Genomic DNA, 17,208 nt, shown 5'->3' with positions numbered 1-17,208 from the left:
CAAGCCATCAATTATTGCGGATAAGGATCGAGTACTGCGAGCCCGTCCTGAAGCATTGGATCATAGCCTGAAAAGCCATATTCGTGATTGCGAGGGTCGCGGCGAAATCCTTCATTCGGACGCGTATCCCAATCGATAAGTCCGCCATTTTCCGTGCTTCGAATAGAAGATCGTTTGCTCATTCCGATGCCGTTACCCGCAGCAACGCTGTATTCATAAATGTGCGCTAGCGAAACAGAGTCATCCAAGTAAGCCAAAGCCGGTCCTTCATAAACAAGCTCGAAATGCCTCTCGCCTGCTTGCTTGCGGTATAACAAGTAAAAACCCGCTCCGAGAACCTGCCCCCAGCTGAGCCCGTAGCCCCGCTTCGAGCGAACAATACGTAAACCCTCCGGCGCAGCTGGAGGAAGGTCCGTGCCATATACCGGATATTCCTCGCTCCAAGCACCCTCATGCTCCTTGTTGCATGCGCGCACCCTTGCCGTATATTTTGAACCTGCCGCTATGCCGGTTACCGTCATTGCCGAGCCATCCTTCACGACCGTTTCGCTCCGAGCCTCATGATCCAAGCAAGCAAGCTCCAAGACGTACCATTCCGCCGAAGCAGCTTGCTGCCACTCAAGACGGATTCCATCCTGCAAGGCCGTTGCCGATGTGATCTGTATGCTTCCGGGCACGGGCAGGCCGTTTGTCCATTCAAAATAATGATGCCCTGCCCTCATGGCAAGCACGAGCTCGTCACCGATTGTGGCAGGAGCAAAAACCTCAGCACCATCAACGTAAAGTGCATAGCTATGATCGTCGGCGTATAGCTCTCCAACCTTCAGCGCAACGACACAAGGCTGTTCAGCCTGCCACTCGCCGAAGATACGGTTTTTCTCGACTGTCATCGCAAACGCTGCCGTCTTCGGCAATTCAGTGCTTTCAACCGGCGTTATAACGGCAGCAATCTTCTTATAGCGGATAGACTCACCGGCAAATATAGCTAGCTCCGTCCTGTCGCTTTCTTCGCAGCGGCGTATGATGCCAGACTTCCCCGCAAACCCAATATCATGATCTTGATGACCAATCGTTCCAGCCTGACGAAACACATAATCGGTACGACCGCCTACTCGCACGACTGCTCCGAAATCCGCATTCTCTACCTGCAGCTCCTCGCTTCCCTTGTGACTAACCAAGGTTAAGAAATGGCCGTTTCCATCATAATATCGCCCCTTGGCTGGAGCTGGCGGATGATCGTAATCGGGCGAGCTGTCGCTAGGGATTCCTAAGCCCGCTTCCCTGTAAGGAACACCCGGTACAAGCTGCCGGATATTAGGAAAGTCATCGTCTTCATGAACGAACCAAGCGAACCTGCCCTTCGTCTGCCGATCCGCCACCTCGTCATATAGCATGATGTAGTCGCTGCCCGATACCGTCAAGCTGCGGGAACGGTATGGACGATGTTCTGCACGCTCGGCTCTGATAATGGAATGCTGGGCAAAGCCAAAATCATACACCGGCTCTGTCAGCTCGTTTGGCCCAATGCCGCGGAAATGGCGGTTGGCGACCACCGCAAAGCTTGTGCAGGCCTCCGCGTCTCCCCGGTTCAAATCGCCGACATCCTCCGGTCCGTTCCAGCTGTAGCGCTTTTCGGCTGCATAATAGTAGACAACGCCATTCCCGCCCTCTGCTGCCCTTCCCCAGCGGTAGTTAGGCCCTTGATCCAATTGCTGCAAATGAACCGATAGCTCGTTAAGCGTGTGAACGGCAGCACGATGCACGATGCCGTAGCCGGTGAAGCTGGCCGTGGCCAGCTTCGGCTTGATGCCCGGATTCCCGCTCCAGCTGCCTCGGAGCATTTGGCGCCAAACGGCCTCGTTCGGCTTCGGCTCGAAAGCCGCCCCTTCATCTTGTGTAATATGCAGAAGCTGCTCCCCGAGCAGCGGATCATCGTTCATTAATGCTTGCCCAAGGGCGCGTACCAAATAGGGAATGCCTTTCAGCCTCGAATGCGCACCCTGCGGCGGATACGTCCGCTTGCCGTTAACGGGCGCGCTTACCGCATGCAGCAGCCATTCCCCCAGCTCTCGCAAGCGCGGATACAGCAGCGGATTGTCATCCTTTTGGCTGAGCAAATAAGCCGTCTTGAGCATCGGCTTCCATGCCGCCCATGTATAACAGCCCAAGTTTTCCGTCCACCGTCCTCCTTTTGTACCGAAAGCAGAAACGGCTGGGCGAATATGATATTTCATGTTCAAGGCGGATGCCCGCTCAAATCGGGTACGCCAGCGCGGTGCATGCGGATGCTGCGGGAACAATGCCGCCATCATTCCATGAACGGCGGTGACATCAGCGAGAAAATTCGGGTGCCCAGCCAGCATATGGCGAATCGGCATCACATTCTCGTCCTCATGCACATAGGCCATGAACGCGCTAGCTGCCTTCAACCGGTTGAACGCATCCGCCGTCATTAACGGCGCGCTCAGATCAAACAGAGGCACCCAGTCGAAAAACTCCCGTGCGCTCACCGGATTGATTCGCTCCACCTGATTCATGTTATGGGAATCACGATATACAAGCTGCTCCATCCGCTGCGCCGAAGCCGGGAATGACGGCTCCTCTGTGAACAAGCGGGGGTAATCCGCCTGCGGCTCCTCCCATTGCAGTACCCAATCCTTCACTTTGTCCAAATGCAGCAGGGAGTACCAAACACGGAGCCTCTCAATCTGTCTTATCCGCCTATCCCCAAGCTCCTCGCTTCCGGACAAAACCAGCGCGGTTTGACGACGTTTGCCGGCAAGCGGATACGTGCACACGCAAGCCGCCTGCTTGCCGCTCTCCTCCGCCTTCAAGCTGATTGCCGTCGCTGTCGTTGAGCCCCAGAGCGCATATTGCCCATCATCCCACTCTCCCGCATCCCATACGAAAAGGCCTACCGTTGCGGTGTCCGAAGCAAAAGCGAGTGTTTTCTCATGCCACCATGAATTCCAGTTTCGGTACGGGAGCAGTACGGCGGGGAAGCTCCCATCCGCGCTTAAATAGCCGTCAATAGCCTCTTCCTCGCGATTGGGAGAATAGCGCTGCCGAAGCACGCCAATCGACCAGCGTATTTGCAGCCGGTCACCTAAGCACGCTTCCCCAAATGCCGTGAGCTCTTCCCGCAGCTCAACCATCGGCAGCCTGCCATGTATGAGCATGCGCAGCTTATAGCAGCGGCCGTCCTTCCAGCCGCATGTAAACTCGAACTCCGCGAACAGCGGTCCCTCCGCAAGGCATGCGATATGGATGGATACGGCCGTCCCATCTGCCGCCTCAAGAAAACCTTCGCCATACTCTGGCTCATCAGCAGATGCCGCAGATCGCTGCATAACGAACAGCCGTGCTCCGCGCCTGCTATCGGCTACATTGCCGTATTCGCTTCCGCCGTTGCCGAATATGGTCAGCTTCAACATATCGCCATTCACTTCAAATCCCGTCTCATCCCTAGCGACAGCCATGCTGCGAATGGACGGTTTCACTATCGGCGCCTTCGCATAATCAACGTAAAACTCACGTTTGCTCCCAGATGGCAAATCCGCGTAAAAGCATAAAGTCGCTGCCTCCATATATCCATCGCGCACAACCGTTTCCGTAAGCTGGAATCCGATATCCTCAGCAATTCCGCCTGTTCTCTCCCAAAGCCGCAAGCTATGCTCATGTGCCTCTCCCTGCGGAAATGTCACCGGATAACGCAGAAGCGTAAGCGGCCAATGATAGTTTGAATGGCCAAGCTGGTCCTCCAACATGATTCGTATGCTGCCCATTCCGCTGCTCCTCTCAAGCAGCAAGCAGACCCGATTCTTGCAGCACCGGGCCTGCTTCTATGCTGCTATTCGTTATTTCTGCATTTGCGCATAAAGCTCGTTGGCTTCCTTCTCAAGCTGCTCGCCGCCCAAATCATTCCATTGCTTAACAAACTCATCGAAATAAGAAACAGGCTTATTGCCAAATATAATCGCCGTATACGACTCTACCTTCAGCTTGCTGAGATCTCCCCAATAATCGCCGGAGGAAGGAAGCACGCCCGATTTGCCGAATACATCGGTTTTCGGCACCGAGTACAGCTTTAGCAGGTCCAAATCCTTTTTGCTTGCCAGCTTCTCGTACAAAGACGGATTGCCTTGGTTCCCGAATGCGGTGGTCATTCCTGCATCCCGGAGGCCTTCTGCCTGCAGCTTCGCGGTATCATCGAACGGAGCAAGCCGTTTGATACCGCTAGCGAGTCCGGCAGCCGGATCGTTGTAAGACCAATGCTTGCCCTCCTCGCCCCACGCCAAAGCCAAAAACGTTTCTTCGTCGTTATGAATAGCGTTCATGATTTCCAAAATTTTGGCCATTTTCTCAGGCTGGTCCTGAAGCTGCTTGCCGAATGCCCATATATGTCCGCCCGTTCCCCACGCCCAGCCATACTGTCCTCCAGGGCCCTTTGGAAGTTCGCCGAACGCTACGCTGCCCTCCGGGTTAATTTGTTTGATTTTGCTCAGCATGCTGTTTGGATTGCTTTCGTCGAGTGCATTCGTGCCGCCTGAATCGAAAAAGGCAACTTTGCCGTTCGCGAATTTGATGTCCAGCTCTTTGCCTGTCACGAACTCAGGATCGATATAGCCTTTCTTGAACCAATCCGCCAGCAGCGCGAGCGCTTCCTTCGCTTCCGGCTGAATGGCCCCATTCACGACATGGCCATCCTTGACCATCCACTGGATCGGCATCACGCCGAACGCACCGAAAATCGAGTGGAATTGATTGTAATCCGAATTACCGTAAGAGGTCATGCCGTACACGCCGATTGCCTTTAATTTTTCAAAAGCGGCCTCATATTCCTCAAGCGTGGTCGGAATCGTCTCCACTCCTGCTTTTTTGAGCAAATCGTCGCGCCAAATCTGCTTGGAATTGAACTGGCCCGTATAATAAACCGTCGGAAGCCCGTAATTCTTGCCGTTGTAGTTGGAATAATACCAGGTCTGCGGCGCGAAATCGTTAAGCACCTTAAAGGAGTCCGGCGCATGCTGCTCGATCAGTTCCTTCGGCACCTCTGCAATGAGGCCCTGCGCGGCATAGCGATTAATATCCTGAGGATCCGGTACGTAGAACACGTCCGGGATGTCTCCCGAGCCCAATAGAATCCGCTGTTTGTCCATGTATCCGTCCTGCGGATTCAAATACGGCTTAATCGTGATATTAAATTTTTTTTCAATATATTGCTGCGCATATGAATCCGCAACGAGGTTGCCGGGCAGCGGCATCCAGCTGATCGTCATCGGTTCCGCGGCAACGTTCCCATTTCCGTTTTTGGCTCCTGTTTCTGCAGTATTGCCATCCGGCGAGCTCGCCGGTTTATCGTTTGCTCCCGAGCAAGCGCCAAGCGCAGTCACCAAGAGCATGGCAGCGACACTAAGCGAGCCCCATTTTTTTATGGCGTTCCCCTTTTTCGTCATTCAGTAAACCCTCCTATGTTTTCGTTTTACTGCTGTAAGCACGCAGCACGCGCCATACCGGCAGCGCCTGATTTGCCTTAGCCTTTCACCGAACCAAGCATGATGCCTTTTACAAAAAAACGCTGAACGAACGGGTAGACAAACAAGATAGGCAGAGACACGATCATAATCGTCGCGGCCTTCAGCGTTTCAGGCGTGTAGTGGGATGGGTCGAGCAGTCCCTCGCCAGGCGTTAGGCTGGCGTTCTCCAGTACCGTTCTGCGCAGGAAAAGCTGCAGTACCTGCTTCGCCGGATCGTTAATGTAGATCAAAGCATCGAACCAAGCGTTCCAGTGGCCGACCGCCGTCCAAAGCGAGAGAACCGCCAATACCGGTACGGACAATGGCAGCATGATCCGCATAAAAATCGTCATTTCGCGGGCACCGTCCATCCTCGCCGATTCAATGATTTCCATTGGCACCGCCTCGAAGAAATTGCGCAAAATAATGACATTGAAAGCGCTCACCGCCCCAGGCAGCACAAGCGACCATACGGTATCGATCAGGTAAAGCTGCTTGATCAGCAGGTAAGTCGGAATTAAACCGCCGCTGAACAACATGCTGAACACGAATAAAAAGGTAATAAATTTGCGATGCGGAAACGTTCTGCGGGATAACGGATAGGCAACCGTCGACAGGACGACGATAACGAGCACGACGCCAATAAACGTCCGGACGATCGTGTTCCCGTAAGCGTCCCATAGCATCGGATGCTCGAATATTTTGGAATAGGCCTCGAAGGTCGGTGCTCTAGGAATGAAATGCAGCGACTCGCGGGCTGCTTCCGCCGGTGTGCTAAGCGAGATCGTCAGCACGTACATGAACGGATACAGCGTGCATAGCCCAAGCAGCAGCAATACTATGATGTTGAGTACGTCGAACGCTTTCTCACCTTTGCTTGCTTTAATCAACGGGACACCTCCTCACCATAATCCTTGGTCTTTGTCATAGGCTTTCACGAGTGCGTTTCCAATCAGTACCAAGGCAAGGCCTACGAAGGATTTGAAAATGCCCGCTGCCGTACCGAGCGAATAATCAAGGCTTAACAATCTTCGCAGCACGTACGTATCGAGAATTTCCGCGACATGCGCGGTCGTCGGCGTCATCAGGTTGTAGATTTGATCGAAGCCGACGGATAGAAAACCGCCAATTCCAAGCAGGAACATAATTATGACCGTCGGCATAATGGAAGGGACGGTAATATACCATATCCGCTGCCAGCGGCTTGCTCCGTCTACAACGCCCGCATCATACAAGGTCGGATCAATCGCAGACAGTGCTGCGAAATACACGATCGATCCCCAGCCGATGCTTTGCCAAACGTCTGATGCGACGATAATGCCATAAAAATATTTGGGGTAAAGCAGCCAACTGACTGGCTCGAGGCCAACCAGCCTCAGAAGCTGATTAAAGCCGCCGTCCATGCTCAGGAAAGCGAACAAGATTCCGCTGAGAATAACCCACGAGAAAAAATGCGGCAGATAGGAAACCGTTTGGATCAATTTGCGAAAAAACAGCACCCGCACTTCATTGAGCAGCAGAGCTAATACGATCGGAGCCGGAAACACGATGACCAGCTTCAGCAATGAGATAATAACGGTGTTTCTAAGCGCTTCCATAAAACCAGGGCCGGTAAACAATCGGCTGAAATGATCGAGGCCGGCCCAAGGGCTAGCCCAAACCCCTTCAAGCAGCTGATAATTTTTGAATGCGATAAGAAGGCCGTACAAGGGTACGTAATGAAACAGGACAAATAATAAGAAACCGGGCAAAAACATGAAAATCAAACTTTTGTGCAGCTTATACGACCGCCATAATCGGCTTGCTGTGGAAGCTTCACGGTGGTCGTGCAAGGCGGCTGCCGGCTGCGGCATTTTACCACTCCTTCTTCCGTGTTGGGTTAGTTGCGACTCGGCAAGCCAAGCATGTGCTCGGTTAGCTTCGATTCGGTAAGCCCATCGTAGAATGAAGCGCATTCCAGTTCAATAATCAGGTTTTGAAGGTTGGTTTCCGCTTACTGCGGCGCGGAAGAACGGTATTCGCCTGGCGTGCAGCCCTCCAGCTTCTTGAATACGCGGATCAGATGCTGCGCATTCGCATATCCGACTTCCTTCGCTATCTGCGTTACCGTCAGCTCCGTTGCCGCCAGCATTTCCTTTGCTTTGCCTACTCTGTATTTCGTTACGTAATTAATGAATGTGTCGCCTGTCTCTTCTTTAAAGATAAGACTCACGTAGGAAGGATTCATCTGCAGCTCCTCGGCAAGCAGCTGCAGGGAGAGATCCTGAGCGTATCGTTCTTCTACCATTCGGAAGGTTTTGCCAACAACCTCCTCTTTCCGTTGTTTTTTGGAGGAGTGGATCAGCTGAATTATCGGCGGAACGATCGATTGCCCGAACCAGTCGAGCATTCTGCTTTGGTCGGCCAGCTTAAAGAAAGCATCATACGGGTTCGTTCCATGAAAGACGAGGCCGAGATCCTCCTCGTATTCCTGCGCGAGCCGTATCATGGCTACGAGCAGCTGCAAATAATAGGTTTTCGTCATATGAAAAGCGAGCGAATGCTTGGAAAGCTCTGCCGTGAAACGGTGCAGCGCAGCGGGAACGCCGGCTCGGTCGCCTTTACGGATGTGTTCAAGCAGCTCCTCCTCCGCAAAAGAAGGATAGCTGACCAGCTTGTTCGTCTGAATGCCTCCTGCTCCGCCTGACAGCACCTTGTCGCCGAGCTTTAGCCAGTTCAACCGCAATGCTCGCAGCGCTTCATGATAAGAGACGGACAGCTCCCTGAATTGATCGACGCAGCTTCCCGTTCCGATCGTGACCGTATGGCGCGTATATCGCTTGATCTCCTTCCGAATTTGCTCGGCTGCCTCATCCACGAACGCTTCCCCGGCATCGGCTGGCAAATTGAAAATAACGATGACATGGTCATGGGTAATGACGGTCTCCACGCGGGATTTCTGCTCAAACAGCTCATTAATGATATTGGAAACCGCGAACAGGAATAAGGGAGCGTCTCCGTCCGAGAATCTGGCATCGCTGCCGCCGGCATCCATCTCGACGATGTGTACGGCAAACAGCGGTGACTGAAACAGCTCAAACTCCTTGTTGTATCGCTCGACCAGCTTATCGAGCGAGCTCATATTGCCTACGATGGCAGACAGCAAATAATGGGCCCGCAGCAGCGGCAGCTGCTCCTTCCATGAAGCACGCACCTCTACGACTTCATTCATAAGATGCGTAATATTGTCTGCTATGTATTGGACTTGTCCCGAGTAATCATGCTGCTGCGGCGCTGAATTCCTCTTGTCGCCGGGAGTACCCGAGTCAAACAAACGCAGCAGCCGCTGAACGCCCGTTTGCAGCTTCGAGAAGCTGAAATACGCCGTAATGAGCGCAAGCAAAGAAAGTACAACCGTGCTGATGATAATAATTCGTTTAAGCAGAAGCGTGCTTTGACTAACAGAATCAACCGGTATCAACATTGCATACACCCAATTGTTGCTCTGCGATTTCTTGAATGTGACGAATTGCTCAGGCTCGAACAGACGGTAGGTTTTCTTGTCCCAGCCGTCGTCGCCCGTCTCCTGCTTCTCCCGGATCAGCGAGGCGAGCTTCTCGCGGTATTCGTCTTCCAGCCCCATGCTGCCTTCCTGCACAATAACCTCCTGCTGCGCGTTGAATACCAGAATCGAGCCCGCGGAATCCGTTGGCATCGGACCGATTAAGCTGCGCACATAATCCAGCTTCAGGTTGACGAGCAAGGCAGCTTTCGCGTCGGAATAAAGAATAGGCAGCAGCCGTGCATGCGTGATGACCTTGCTCTGCTGCTTGTCTATTCCTTCAGCGTTGCGGGGCGCGATCCAGAAGCTTTGGAGCTTGCTTGCTTCTGCCTGATGAATGTCCGGCATCCATGACAAATCTTTGTAATAGCCGTTATCCAGCGAAAATATGCCTCTTGAGGAAATGATGAGTTCTTGGTCAAAGTGGTAAAAATCAACGGAATCTATGCCTTCAACAGATCCGACAAAAGCATTGAGATCGTTTCTTAAATCATTGCTGGTAATTAGCGTACCTAGTCCCGGAGACTGTTTTATTTTCGTTAAGTTAATTAAGTTCGTCTGCATCGCAAGCTGGGTCGTAAACTGCTCAATTTGATCGAGCGCCGCGTCCATTTGCTTGCTCATCTGGGTCATTACGGTAAAGGAAGAGCGATGGGTTTCCGATTTGACTATATCGGCTCCCATAAAATAAACGAACGTGCCAAATCCGAGAACGGGGAGAATGGATAACGCGAGCAGCACCGTAACCATGCGCAAGCGCCATATTTTTTCGGTCCAAAGCTGTTGAATTGTTTGCATTCGCTTTCCTCCTCCAATCATCGGAAAGTATACAGGATACAGCATGATAAATCGATGATTAATTCTTGAAAAACAGCTAGCGGCTTGCGTTTCAAGGGATTGCAAAGAGCTCCCGAGGAATGGAATCCCGGGAGCTCTCGTTTCTAATAGTTAGGACGCAGAACTATTCCACGGCAAATATTTTAACCCCGTTATTGCTGTTGGCCATGTAAATGAGTCCGTTATCAATGACGGTATCGAACACGCTGTTGTTAGGCGTCGTTATTTCGCCTGTCCATGCAGGTGCGGCCGGGTTCTGCACATTCGCTACCATCATCTTATTGAGGTAACCGCCTACGAATGCATAGCTACCAAGCAGCGCAACGTCCACAGAGGCTGATTCCGTGTTTAGACGGCTGACGAAAGCAGGCGCATTCGGCGTACTTACGTCAAGGATTAATAATCCCCCTGTGCCCGTATTGAGCGAATCGGCTACATAAGCATAATCGCCGCTGACTATTACATTTCTAGCGGAAATGACCGAAGAATAGGTCCCCACGACAGAAGCCGCCGACGGATTCGTTATATCAATAACATGAACACCAGCAGAGGACGCTGCGGCATATGCATAGTTTCCTGTTATATGGACGCCTGCTATGTTCCCGATGCTGCTAATCTGCTTCACCTGTACGATGGCAGACGGGACAGAAACATTATAGATGGCGAGTCCGCTCGTGCCTCTGGCTACGAAGGCTAATCCATTCGCAACGGTTAGATCACCTGCGTTTTGAACCGATTTACTGCCAATCACGACCGGCTGCTCCGGATCAGATACGTCGATAACATAGAGCATTCCGCTGTCTGTCGCATACAAACGGTCTCCCTCGAGGAACAAATCCATCGCTGCTCCGCCGAGAACAAGATTGCTGAGTGGCTGTATGTTCGCAGGATCAGTAACGTCCAGTACCTTCAAGCTGTCTCGGTCCGCAACATATGCGATACCATCCCGGACAACAAGCTGGAACGAGCGGCCGGTCGTATCAAACGCCCCTTGCTGAGCAAGCCGAAGCTTGGCCTGAAGCAGATTCGAAGCGCCTTCCGCATTGGCTGCATCCTTGGCTGTCAGCCTATAGAAATAGGGAGTTCCTCCGGCTGCATGATCCACGTACACGCTTCCGGTAACGGTTGCCAATTCGGTGAAAGGCCCTTCTTTATAGACGGAGCGCGCTACGGTATACGAGGCTGCGAGCGGAACGGCGGTCCAAACTATGCGCACCGAACCGTCCAATTGCTGATTGGCTTGACCGAGCGGCATGTAAGGAACAAGCTGTGAACCGTTCCATAGCTGCGTGCCGACGCTCCCGCTATCGGCAAACAGAGTGCCGTTCCCGCTAAAATCATTTTCAGCCAGCAGCGTGTGATAGGAGCTATTAGCCAAATGCACGCCTGCATAAGCATCGCGGACCTGATTGCCTTCCACGATCATACCTAACGCCATTGGATAGCTGATCTGCCCGGGCGTCGAGACGACAATACCGCTTCGCGTCACATAGCTTTCTTGAAAAGTACCGCTGTAAGGGGTATCCTTCCCGATGGAAGTAAGCGTATTGCCGCGAATCTCGTTTCCATAGATGCCTACCGATGGCAAGGCCGGATCCGGCTTTGCAACAATTCCTCCATCTACTCCAGGACCGATCGCGAGCGTATTCCCTTGTCCATGGCCGGGTTTTGAGCTTCCGCTCAGCGTATTGTTTTTGACCAGCGTAAAGTAGGAGTAGTCTGCTCGCAGCCCATTATTTTCTTGATTCGCTGCCAGCCAGATGCCTCCCGAATGGGTTAGCGTATTTCCTTCGATAATGTTGTCGTAATCCTTGGTATAGAACATAATGCCGCCTTTGTTCGTCTGTCCCTCCAGTACGTTATCAATGACGATATTATGGGTGGCTGCAGCCACATCAACCGTGTACGCGCTGGATGAATCGGGGACGATGTCCCACTCGCGGTCAACCTGGAGCTCGTTTACGGTAAAAGCCGTTATCTTTCTGTGTTGTCCGAGTCCCTTTCCGCTTGTAATTGTAATTTCCTTGCCTACGTAAGCAGAGGTGAACACGGCTGCCGTGTCGGTTAGCGTCTGCTCGCCGGCAGCGGTCGCCTTGCTGTATTTCAGCCGTGCCTGCCCCTGCCACAGCAGACCCTCCCCTTCATTGCCCGTAGCAGAGCCGAATACGCCTTCCGTATGGTTGCCTGCTACATAGCTTTCTGCTTGCGGGAAATCGCCATAACGATGCTCAATCGCCCCGCTTGATTCGTTGAACCGGAAGCCTACTTCCGGCACGTACGTCTCATAATCGATTCCAGTTAACTTATTTCCTTCATACCAGGCGCGCCCTTCCCCTATATGCGTCCCCGGGCGCATCATATTGCTAACCTCGTTGCCGCGATAACGAATCAGCTTATTATCGGATTCTAGACCGCCATGCGTAACTTGAAACTCCGAGTCCTCGATTACGGTTATTCCTTTGCTGTACACGGCTACTCCCGAGCCGTCCGCGATCTCGACATGCACGTTTTTGACCAAATATCCAGCTGAATTGCTTGGAATAGGCTCGCTTCCGTACGCATCATGTCCGCCTCTAGCGATTCCGAGAAACGCAATCGGTACGACATAGCCGTGAATTCTTCGACGCGTATCCGTCTCTGGGCGAATAATATCGCTCGTAATTCCCAGATTCGCTACGCCGGAGAAGCTGCCGTCGCTGAAAATGAGCTTTTCGGCTTCGCCGTAAGTCCGAACGGTAAACGACTCTCTAGGAAGAATCGAACGCGGATAATTCGGAACGGCTAGCCCGTTATATACGAGCTCCGTCGATTCTTTTCCTGCGCCTGCTAGAATCGTACGGCTAGGCAGCGAGAGCGATGAGAAGGAGTAGGTGCCCGCAGGCAAATAAACGATTCCTCCACCGTCCGCATCGGCTTCGTCAAGAGCCGCTTGAATGGCAGCCGTATCATCGATCACTCCATCTCCCACAGCTCCGAAGGCCGTAACATCATATTGCTGCGTATGCGGAATTTCCGTCAGCCAATGCACGGACAGCCCTAAGCTGGAAGAGAGCGAAGCCGCACTCGCGTTGGACGCGATGACGGTCAATGACTGGTCGTTCTCCAGAACGGCTCTGCTTGCTGCTCCCCCTGCGCCGTTCGACACTTCAACCTGATACTCGCCTGCCGTCGCAGTCGATGGAATGGTGAAGTCTGCTGTGTAGGCGTCGGCCGTATTCACTGTCGCCGCATGCCTTGTTGCATCGGCCTTGTTGATAAGAACCACCGCAGTTCCGGAAGAAGTGCCGCTTGCGGGATCCGCGAAGTTGCGCCCAAACAACCGAACGGCTTGTCCTTCATATGCTGTCGTATCCGAAATCCAGAAAGGCTCCGCACGATTGAACCAGAACGGTTCGCTGCTTCCTTCCGCTGTGACAACCCATACGGCATATGCATCTGCCGGTGCAGAATCGGGCATTACGGCTTGTATGAGCTGGTCCTCTGCTTTAACCACTTGAAGCTGAACCGTTGCGTTGCTTGGATCGATCGGAAGCCCCAAGCTAAGAGGCAATGCTTTTACTTCGGTCGCGGAATCGTTTAACTGTCCTCCATATATCCCGACTACGTCTCCCGGTGCGACATTCCATGTGGCATGGATGACGACGGGGAGCTCACCGGCGGCAGCTCCGACCTTCTGCGCTGCGATTGGAAATATCATCGTCAACAGCAAGACAGCAGCGATAAGCACTGCCAGCCCCTTCTGGCTCTTTCGAATACCGATTCGAGCATTCATTTGTTATTCTCTCCTTTTCAATACGTTTATTGGACCCCGTTCAATCGGCAGCAACCGAAATGATTCACCCCCTTTTTATTGAAATAAAACCACGCTTGCAACCGCTTTCATTTCAATCTCGATGAGCATTCTTGCTGCTCCCCTCACATTAAAGACATGCGCGTTCCAGATCAATGATCAATATTCAAGTCACTGTTTACGCCTATTCATAGACTTAAACAGATCTAATCCCTTCGCCGATCCAAGAGATGTAACGCGTCTATCGGATGATACTCAGATGTCTATGACCTATATTTTTTTCCTTTTTATGCATAAAAGAATGAAGTCTGCGCATCCTATCCCCAGATTGTCATAAACTAGGAGGATAAGATGAAAAAAATCATCATGATTGTTTGTTTGCTGCTTCTCACGCAGGCTGCCGGTGCTGCGGCTATGTCCAACTCCGAGCCAACTGCCCTGCTGATCCCGATCATCAATGGTGAAGGTAAGCAGATCGGATCGGCCCAGCTCGTACAAAAGGCGGATAAAGTGTTCGTACATATCGAAGCAGAGAGGCTCTCCCCCGGCAAACACGGCGTGCACTTTCATAGTGCCGGCAAATGCGATACGCCTGACTTCAAATCGGCAGGCGATCATTTCAATCCCGGCGGCAAGCAGCATGGCTTCAACAACCCTAAAGGCTATCACAACGGAGATCTTCCGAATATTGAGGTAGGCGCAAATGGCAAAGTCATTGCCGACATCGCCAGCGCCGACGTTACGCTGCTGAAAGACAAACCAAACTCCCTGCTAAAGGAAGGCGGAACGGCGCTCATCATTCACGAGAAAGCCGATGACTATACGACCGATCCTTCGGGAAATTCAGGCAACCGCATAGCATGCGGGATAATCAGCTAAGCCAAGGAAGTGGAAGAAGGCGTGAAAAAAGGAGAGAGCAGCGGTCGCTGTTCTCTCCTTTTCAATTAACGTATATATGAATACCGGAAAGTAAATACTTGGAACAACCTCTATGAGGCAAGGAGAGAGTGTGTGAAGATGCAAGAAACAGAGAAAATTACGGGAACCCAGCTTGGCTTTTTACTAATCACGTTTGTTATTTCCACGATTATTTTAACGGTTCCCGGGATTATGGTGATGTTCGGCAAACAAAACGCATGGATATCGATTATACCTGCATCCCTGACGGGCTTGCTAAGTATTTATGTGATGATTACGCTCTCGAATCGTTATCCCGGATTGACGATCACGCAATATGGATCCAAAATCGTCGGTAAGTGGTTAGGCAGATTACTAGGAATCAACTACATTTATTATTGGTTTGTATCGATTTCAACGATTATCATGCAGCATTCTGGATTTATTAACACGCTTTTATTGCCAAAAAGCCCTCCGATCGTAGCGAGTCTGACGTTCTTGATTTTATGCTGCATTGCCGTTATTGCGGGGATTGAGGTTATCGCGAGATGCAATGAATTTCTCACCATCATCATCCTGTTTTTTTTGATCCCTTTATTAGTTCTGTCGGCCGTGCAAGGGGACGCCAACCAGCTAAAGCCTATTTTAGGAGATGGCATCATCCCCGTTTTGCAAGGTTCAGTGAGTCCAGCAGGCGGATTTATGAATCAGCTATTTATACTTGGATGGCTCCTCCCTTATTTGAATCAGCCTAAAAAGGCACGCAAAGCTTCGTTAATTGCGCTTGCCGGTATTTCCGTGCTTATTATCACCGTCATTATGCTTACCATCACGGTCCTCGGCCCGTTAACGGGCAAACTGACCTATTCCTTCTTAAGCGTGATCCAATATATCGGGATTGCTGGCTCCTTTGAACGTCTGGAGGCACTCGCTGTTTCTATTTGGGTAATGGGATGTTTCGTAAAGGTAGCGGTATCGTTGTTTATTTTATGCTTATGCGTCAGCCAGCTTTTCGGAATCCGAAACTATCGAGATATCGTTTTTCCAATGTCGGTGTTGTCGCTCATCGGGTCGGCATGGATATTCAAGAACGCGTCGGAGCTTTTGAACTATCTCGCATTTACTTTCCCGCTCTTGGCGTTTTTTAACCAAAGCCTATTGCCGTTGTCGCTTCTAATGATTGATACTTTAAAAAGAAAAACGCGTAAATCACTGCTTTAATAGCATTTTCCCGATGGGCTCCAATATCATTTTGGCCGGTACCGTAAAGCTTGGCAGATTTATTCGTGCGATTAGCAAAGAACCCAATATAGCGGATACGCCCATTAAACTACCGTAAACCGCTGCTTCTTTGTGTTTTTCCTTACTCGATAAAGCTTGTATTCTAACAACAGCCCATACCGCCAAAAAAAGCACATATCCCACTATATATATGATCATTTTATGGTCTCCTTTTCTTTCAATTGCAGGGGAGGACCTGCCATCCCGGCTCCGTTAATACTCAGCTTAACACCGACCGAAATATCGACCTCGGGATACTTGCTATCCCATTGATCCTTTAATGCTTTCCACTGTTTTGGCTTATTGCGGTGTATTTCTTGGCCGAAACCCGCACTGTCTACTTTGTATCGCTTTTGGATCTTGGTTAATGCCTTCGTGATTTGTTGCTCAACCGATTTCTCCAAGGCATTCTGTACAAGCAGAAGATTTTGAGGCCGGCTAATATCCAAACGGGTATTATTTTCGACAAAGCTTCCTTGCCCTTGCAGTTGAATGTTAACCTTGATTTTATCCCCGCTTACCTCTGAGGTCATTTTTCGCTCTGCATGAGACAAAACGATTCCCACCGTTCCGCCGCTATCAGGTAAATCGGCGTTTATTCTGCCAAACTTCATTCGGTCCGTAGCCCACATCAACCCGCTCGTTTCCGTATCGTTTAGAAAACCGATTAATTTCAAATCTTTAAACACAGCCGTTCCGGATAAATTGAATATTTTATTTTTGTTTCCTTTTGCGACTTCCGAAAAGCTCTCAGGCGCTATGACTCCCATTACTGGGCTGATGCCATCGCTTGATGCTGCTATAAAAAAGTCACGCAAGGTAACGGCCAAGCCGCTTCCCGATATTTCCATCTCCTTTACTGCTTCGGTAGGCACATGTTCAAAAGGATATTTTGTTAGGAGAACGTCCTGCCCTTTTCCGCCCTTTACAATCATGATGTAGGTTTTCAACCGTTGACGCGGATCGTGACTGAAAACATCGAGAATATCATCAATCCCGTGCCTACCTAACGATTCGCCTATAAAAATAACGCTCCGATGAGCGGTGAACAACTTGCGGGAGCTTTTATTTTGAATTTTATAAAACGCCTCATTGGCATTCTTTCCAGCGGCCGATAAGACAAAAAATGTATCCTGCTGGCCGCTCCCTCCGCCCCCAATCCCGCCCCGACCGGAAGAAGGGATGGCAATCTGTAACGATAATAAATACTCCCCCTCATCGGATAAATCAAATGCCGCGCCCAAAATAAAACCAAGATCGTTGATTTCCGTACGGTCCCAACAGCCGCTTGTGATCAATACGGCGAATAATAGCCCGAGGCATAGAAATAGTTTCATATTCAAGTC

10 protein-coding genes are annotated in these 17,208 nt (G+C 51.2%); 2 read left to right on the top strand and 8 right to left on the bottom strand.

Features of this window, described 5'->3' with window-relative positions:
- Positions 1-11: 11 nt before the first annotated feature.
- The 6 genes from AC0YN3_RS24270 to AC0YN3_RS24245 all read right to left on the bottom strand — a co-directional run bounded on the left by AC0YN3_RS24270 (position 12) and on the right by AC0YN3_RS24245 (position 13,666).
- Positions 12-3,785, bottom strand: coding sequence for a fibronectin type III domain-containing protein (locus AC0YN3_RS24270; RefSeq protein ID WP_475777513.1), 3,774 nt, complete (start codon positions 3,783-3,785; stop codon positions 12-14).
- 72 nt (positions 3,786-3,857) lie between these two features.
- A complete protein-coding gene (locus AC0YN3_RS24265) occupies positions 3,858-5,456 on the bottom strand; it encodes a type 2 periplasmic-binding domain-containing protein (RefSeq protein WP_475777512.1) in 1,599 nt (532 codons plus the stop codon).
- Positions 5,457-5,533: 77 nt separating this feature from the next.
- Positions 5,534-6,406 (bottom strand): carbohydrate ABC transporter permease, encoded by an 873-nt coding sequence (locus AC0YN3_RS24260; protein ID WP_475777511.1) that lies wholly within the window; start codon positions 6,404-6,406, stop codon positions 5,534-5,536.
- 12 nt (positions 6,407-6,418) lie between these two features.
- The gene (locus AC0YN3_RS24255; protein WP_475777510.1) at positions 6,419-7,369 is read right to left on the bottom strand and encodes an ABC transporter permease; all 951 of its coding nucleotides are present in this window, start codon (positions 7,367-7,369) and stop codon (positions 6,419-6,421) included.
- 140 nt (positions 7,370-7,509) lie between these two features.
- Positions 7,510-9,855: a helix-turn-helix domain-containing protein gene (locus AC0YN3_RS24250; protein WP_475777509.1), complete on the bottom strand. Its 2,346-nt coding sequence runs from the start codon at positions 9,853-9,855 to the stop codon at positions 7,510-7,512.
- A gap of 163 nt (positions 9,856-10,018) precedes the next feature.
- Entirely contained in the window at positions 10,019-13,666 is a 3,648-nt protein-coding gene (locus AC0YN3_RS24245; RefSeq protein ID WP_475777508.1) for a glycosyl hydrolase family 28-related protein, read from the bottom strand.
- Positions 13,667-14,035: 369 nt separating this feature from the next.
- Between AC0YN3_RS24245 and AC0YN3_RS24240 the strand changes: the two genes are divergently transcribed.
- On the top strand, positions 14,036-14,563 hold the full coding sequence (locus AC0YN3_RS24240; protein ID WP_475777507.1) for a superoxide dismutase family protein: 528 nt from the start codon (positions 14,036-14,038) through the stop codon (positions 14,561-14,563).
- 138 nt (positions 14,564-14,701) lie between these two features.
- On the top strand, positions 14,702-15,802 hold the full coding sequence (locus AC0YN3_RS24235; protein ID WP_475777570.1) for a GerAB/ArcD/ProY family transporter: 1,101 nt from the start codon (positions 14,702-14,704) through the stop codon (positions 15,800-15,802).
- On the opposite strand, the gene AC0YN3_RS24230 is transcribed toward AC0YN3_RS24235, so the two are convergent.
- On the bottom strand, positions 15,791-16,021 hold the full coding sequence (locus AC0YN3_RS24230; RefSeq protein ID WP_475777506.1) for a hypothetical protein: 231 nt from the start codon (positions 16,019-16,021) through the stop codon (positions 15,791-15,793). The genes AC0YN3_RS24235 and AC0YN3_RS24230 overlap by 12 nt on opposite strands.
- The gene (locus AC0YN3_RS24225) at positions 16,018-17,199 is read right to left on the bottom strand and encodes a Ger(x)C family spore germination protein (RefSeq protein ID WP_475777505.1); all 1,182 of its coding nucleotides are present in this window, start codon (positions 17,197-17,199) and stop codon (positions 16,018-16,020) included. The genes AC0YN3_RS24230 and AC0YN3_RS24225 overlap by 4 nt, the downstream gene beginning before the upstream one ends.
- Positions 17,200-17,208 lie beyond the last annotated feature (9 nt).

This window comes from Paenibacillus sp. J22R232, assembly GCF_056269165.1.
This window is presented reverse-complemented; position numbering and strand designations above follow the sequence as displayed.

What these genes read in the sequence shown, in the direction of transcription:
- AC0YN3_RS24270 (WP_475777513.1), bottom strand. Translation starts at nt 3,785, where the DNA reads ATGGGCAGCATACGAATCATGTTGGAGGACCAGCTTGGCCATTCAAAC.
- AC0YN3_RS24265 (WP_475777512.1), bottom strand. Translation starts at nt 5,456, where the DNA reads ATGACGAAAAAGGGGAACGCCATAAAAAAATGGGGCTCGCTTAGTGTC.
- AC0YN3_RS24255 (WP_475777510.1), bottom strand. Translation starts at nt 7,369, where the DNA reads ATGCCGCAGCCGGCAGCCGCCTTGCACGACCACCGTGAAGCTTCCACA.
- AC0YN3_RS24250 (WP_475777509.1), bottom strand. Translation starts at nt 9,855, where the DNA reads ATGCAAACAATTCAACAGCTTTGGACCGAAAAAATATGGCGCTTGCGC.
- AC0YN3_RS24245 (WP_475777508.1), bottom strand. Translation starts at nt 13,666, where the DNA reads ATGAATGCTCGAATCGGTATTCGAAAGAGCCAGAAGGGGCTGGCAGTG.
- AC0YN3_RS24240 (WP_475777507.1), top strand. Translation starts at nt 14,036, where the DNA reads ATGAAAAAAATCATCATGATTGTTTGTTTGCTGCTTCTCACGCAGGCT.
- AC0YN3_RS24235 (WP_475777570.1), top strand. Translation starts at nt 14,702, where the DNA reads ATGCAAGAAACAGAGAAAATTACGGGAACCCAGCTTGGCTTTTTACTA.
- AC0YN3_RS24230 (WP_475777506.1), bottom strand. Translation starts at nt 16,021, where the DNA reads ATGATCATATATATAGTGGGATATGTGCTTTTTTTGGCGGTATGGGCT.
- AC0YN3_RS24225 (WP_475777505.1), bottom strand. Translation starts at nt 17,199, where the DNA reads ATGAAACTATTTCTATGCCTCGGGCTATTATTCGCCGTATTGATCACA.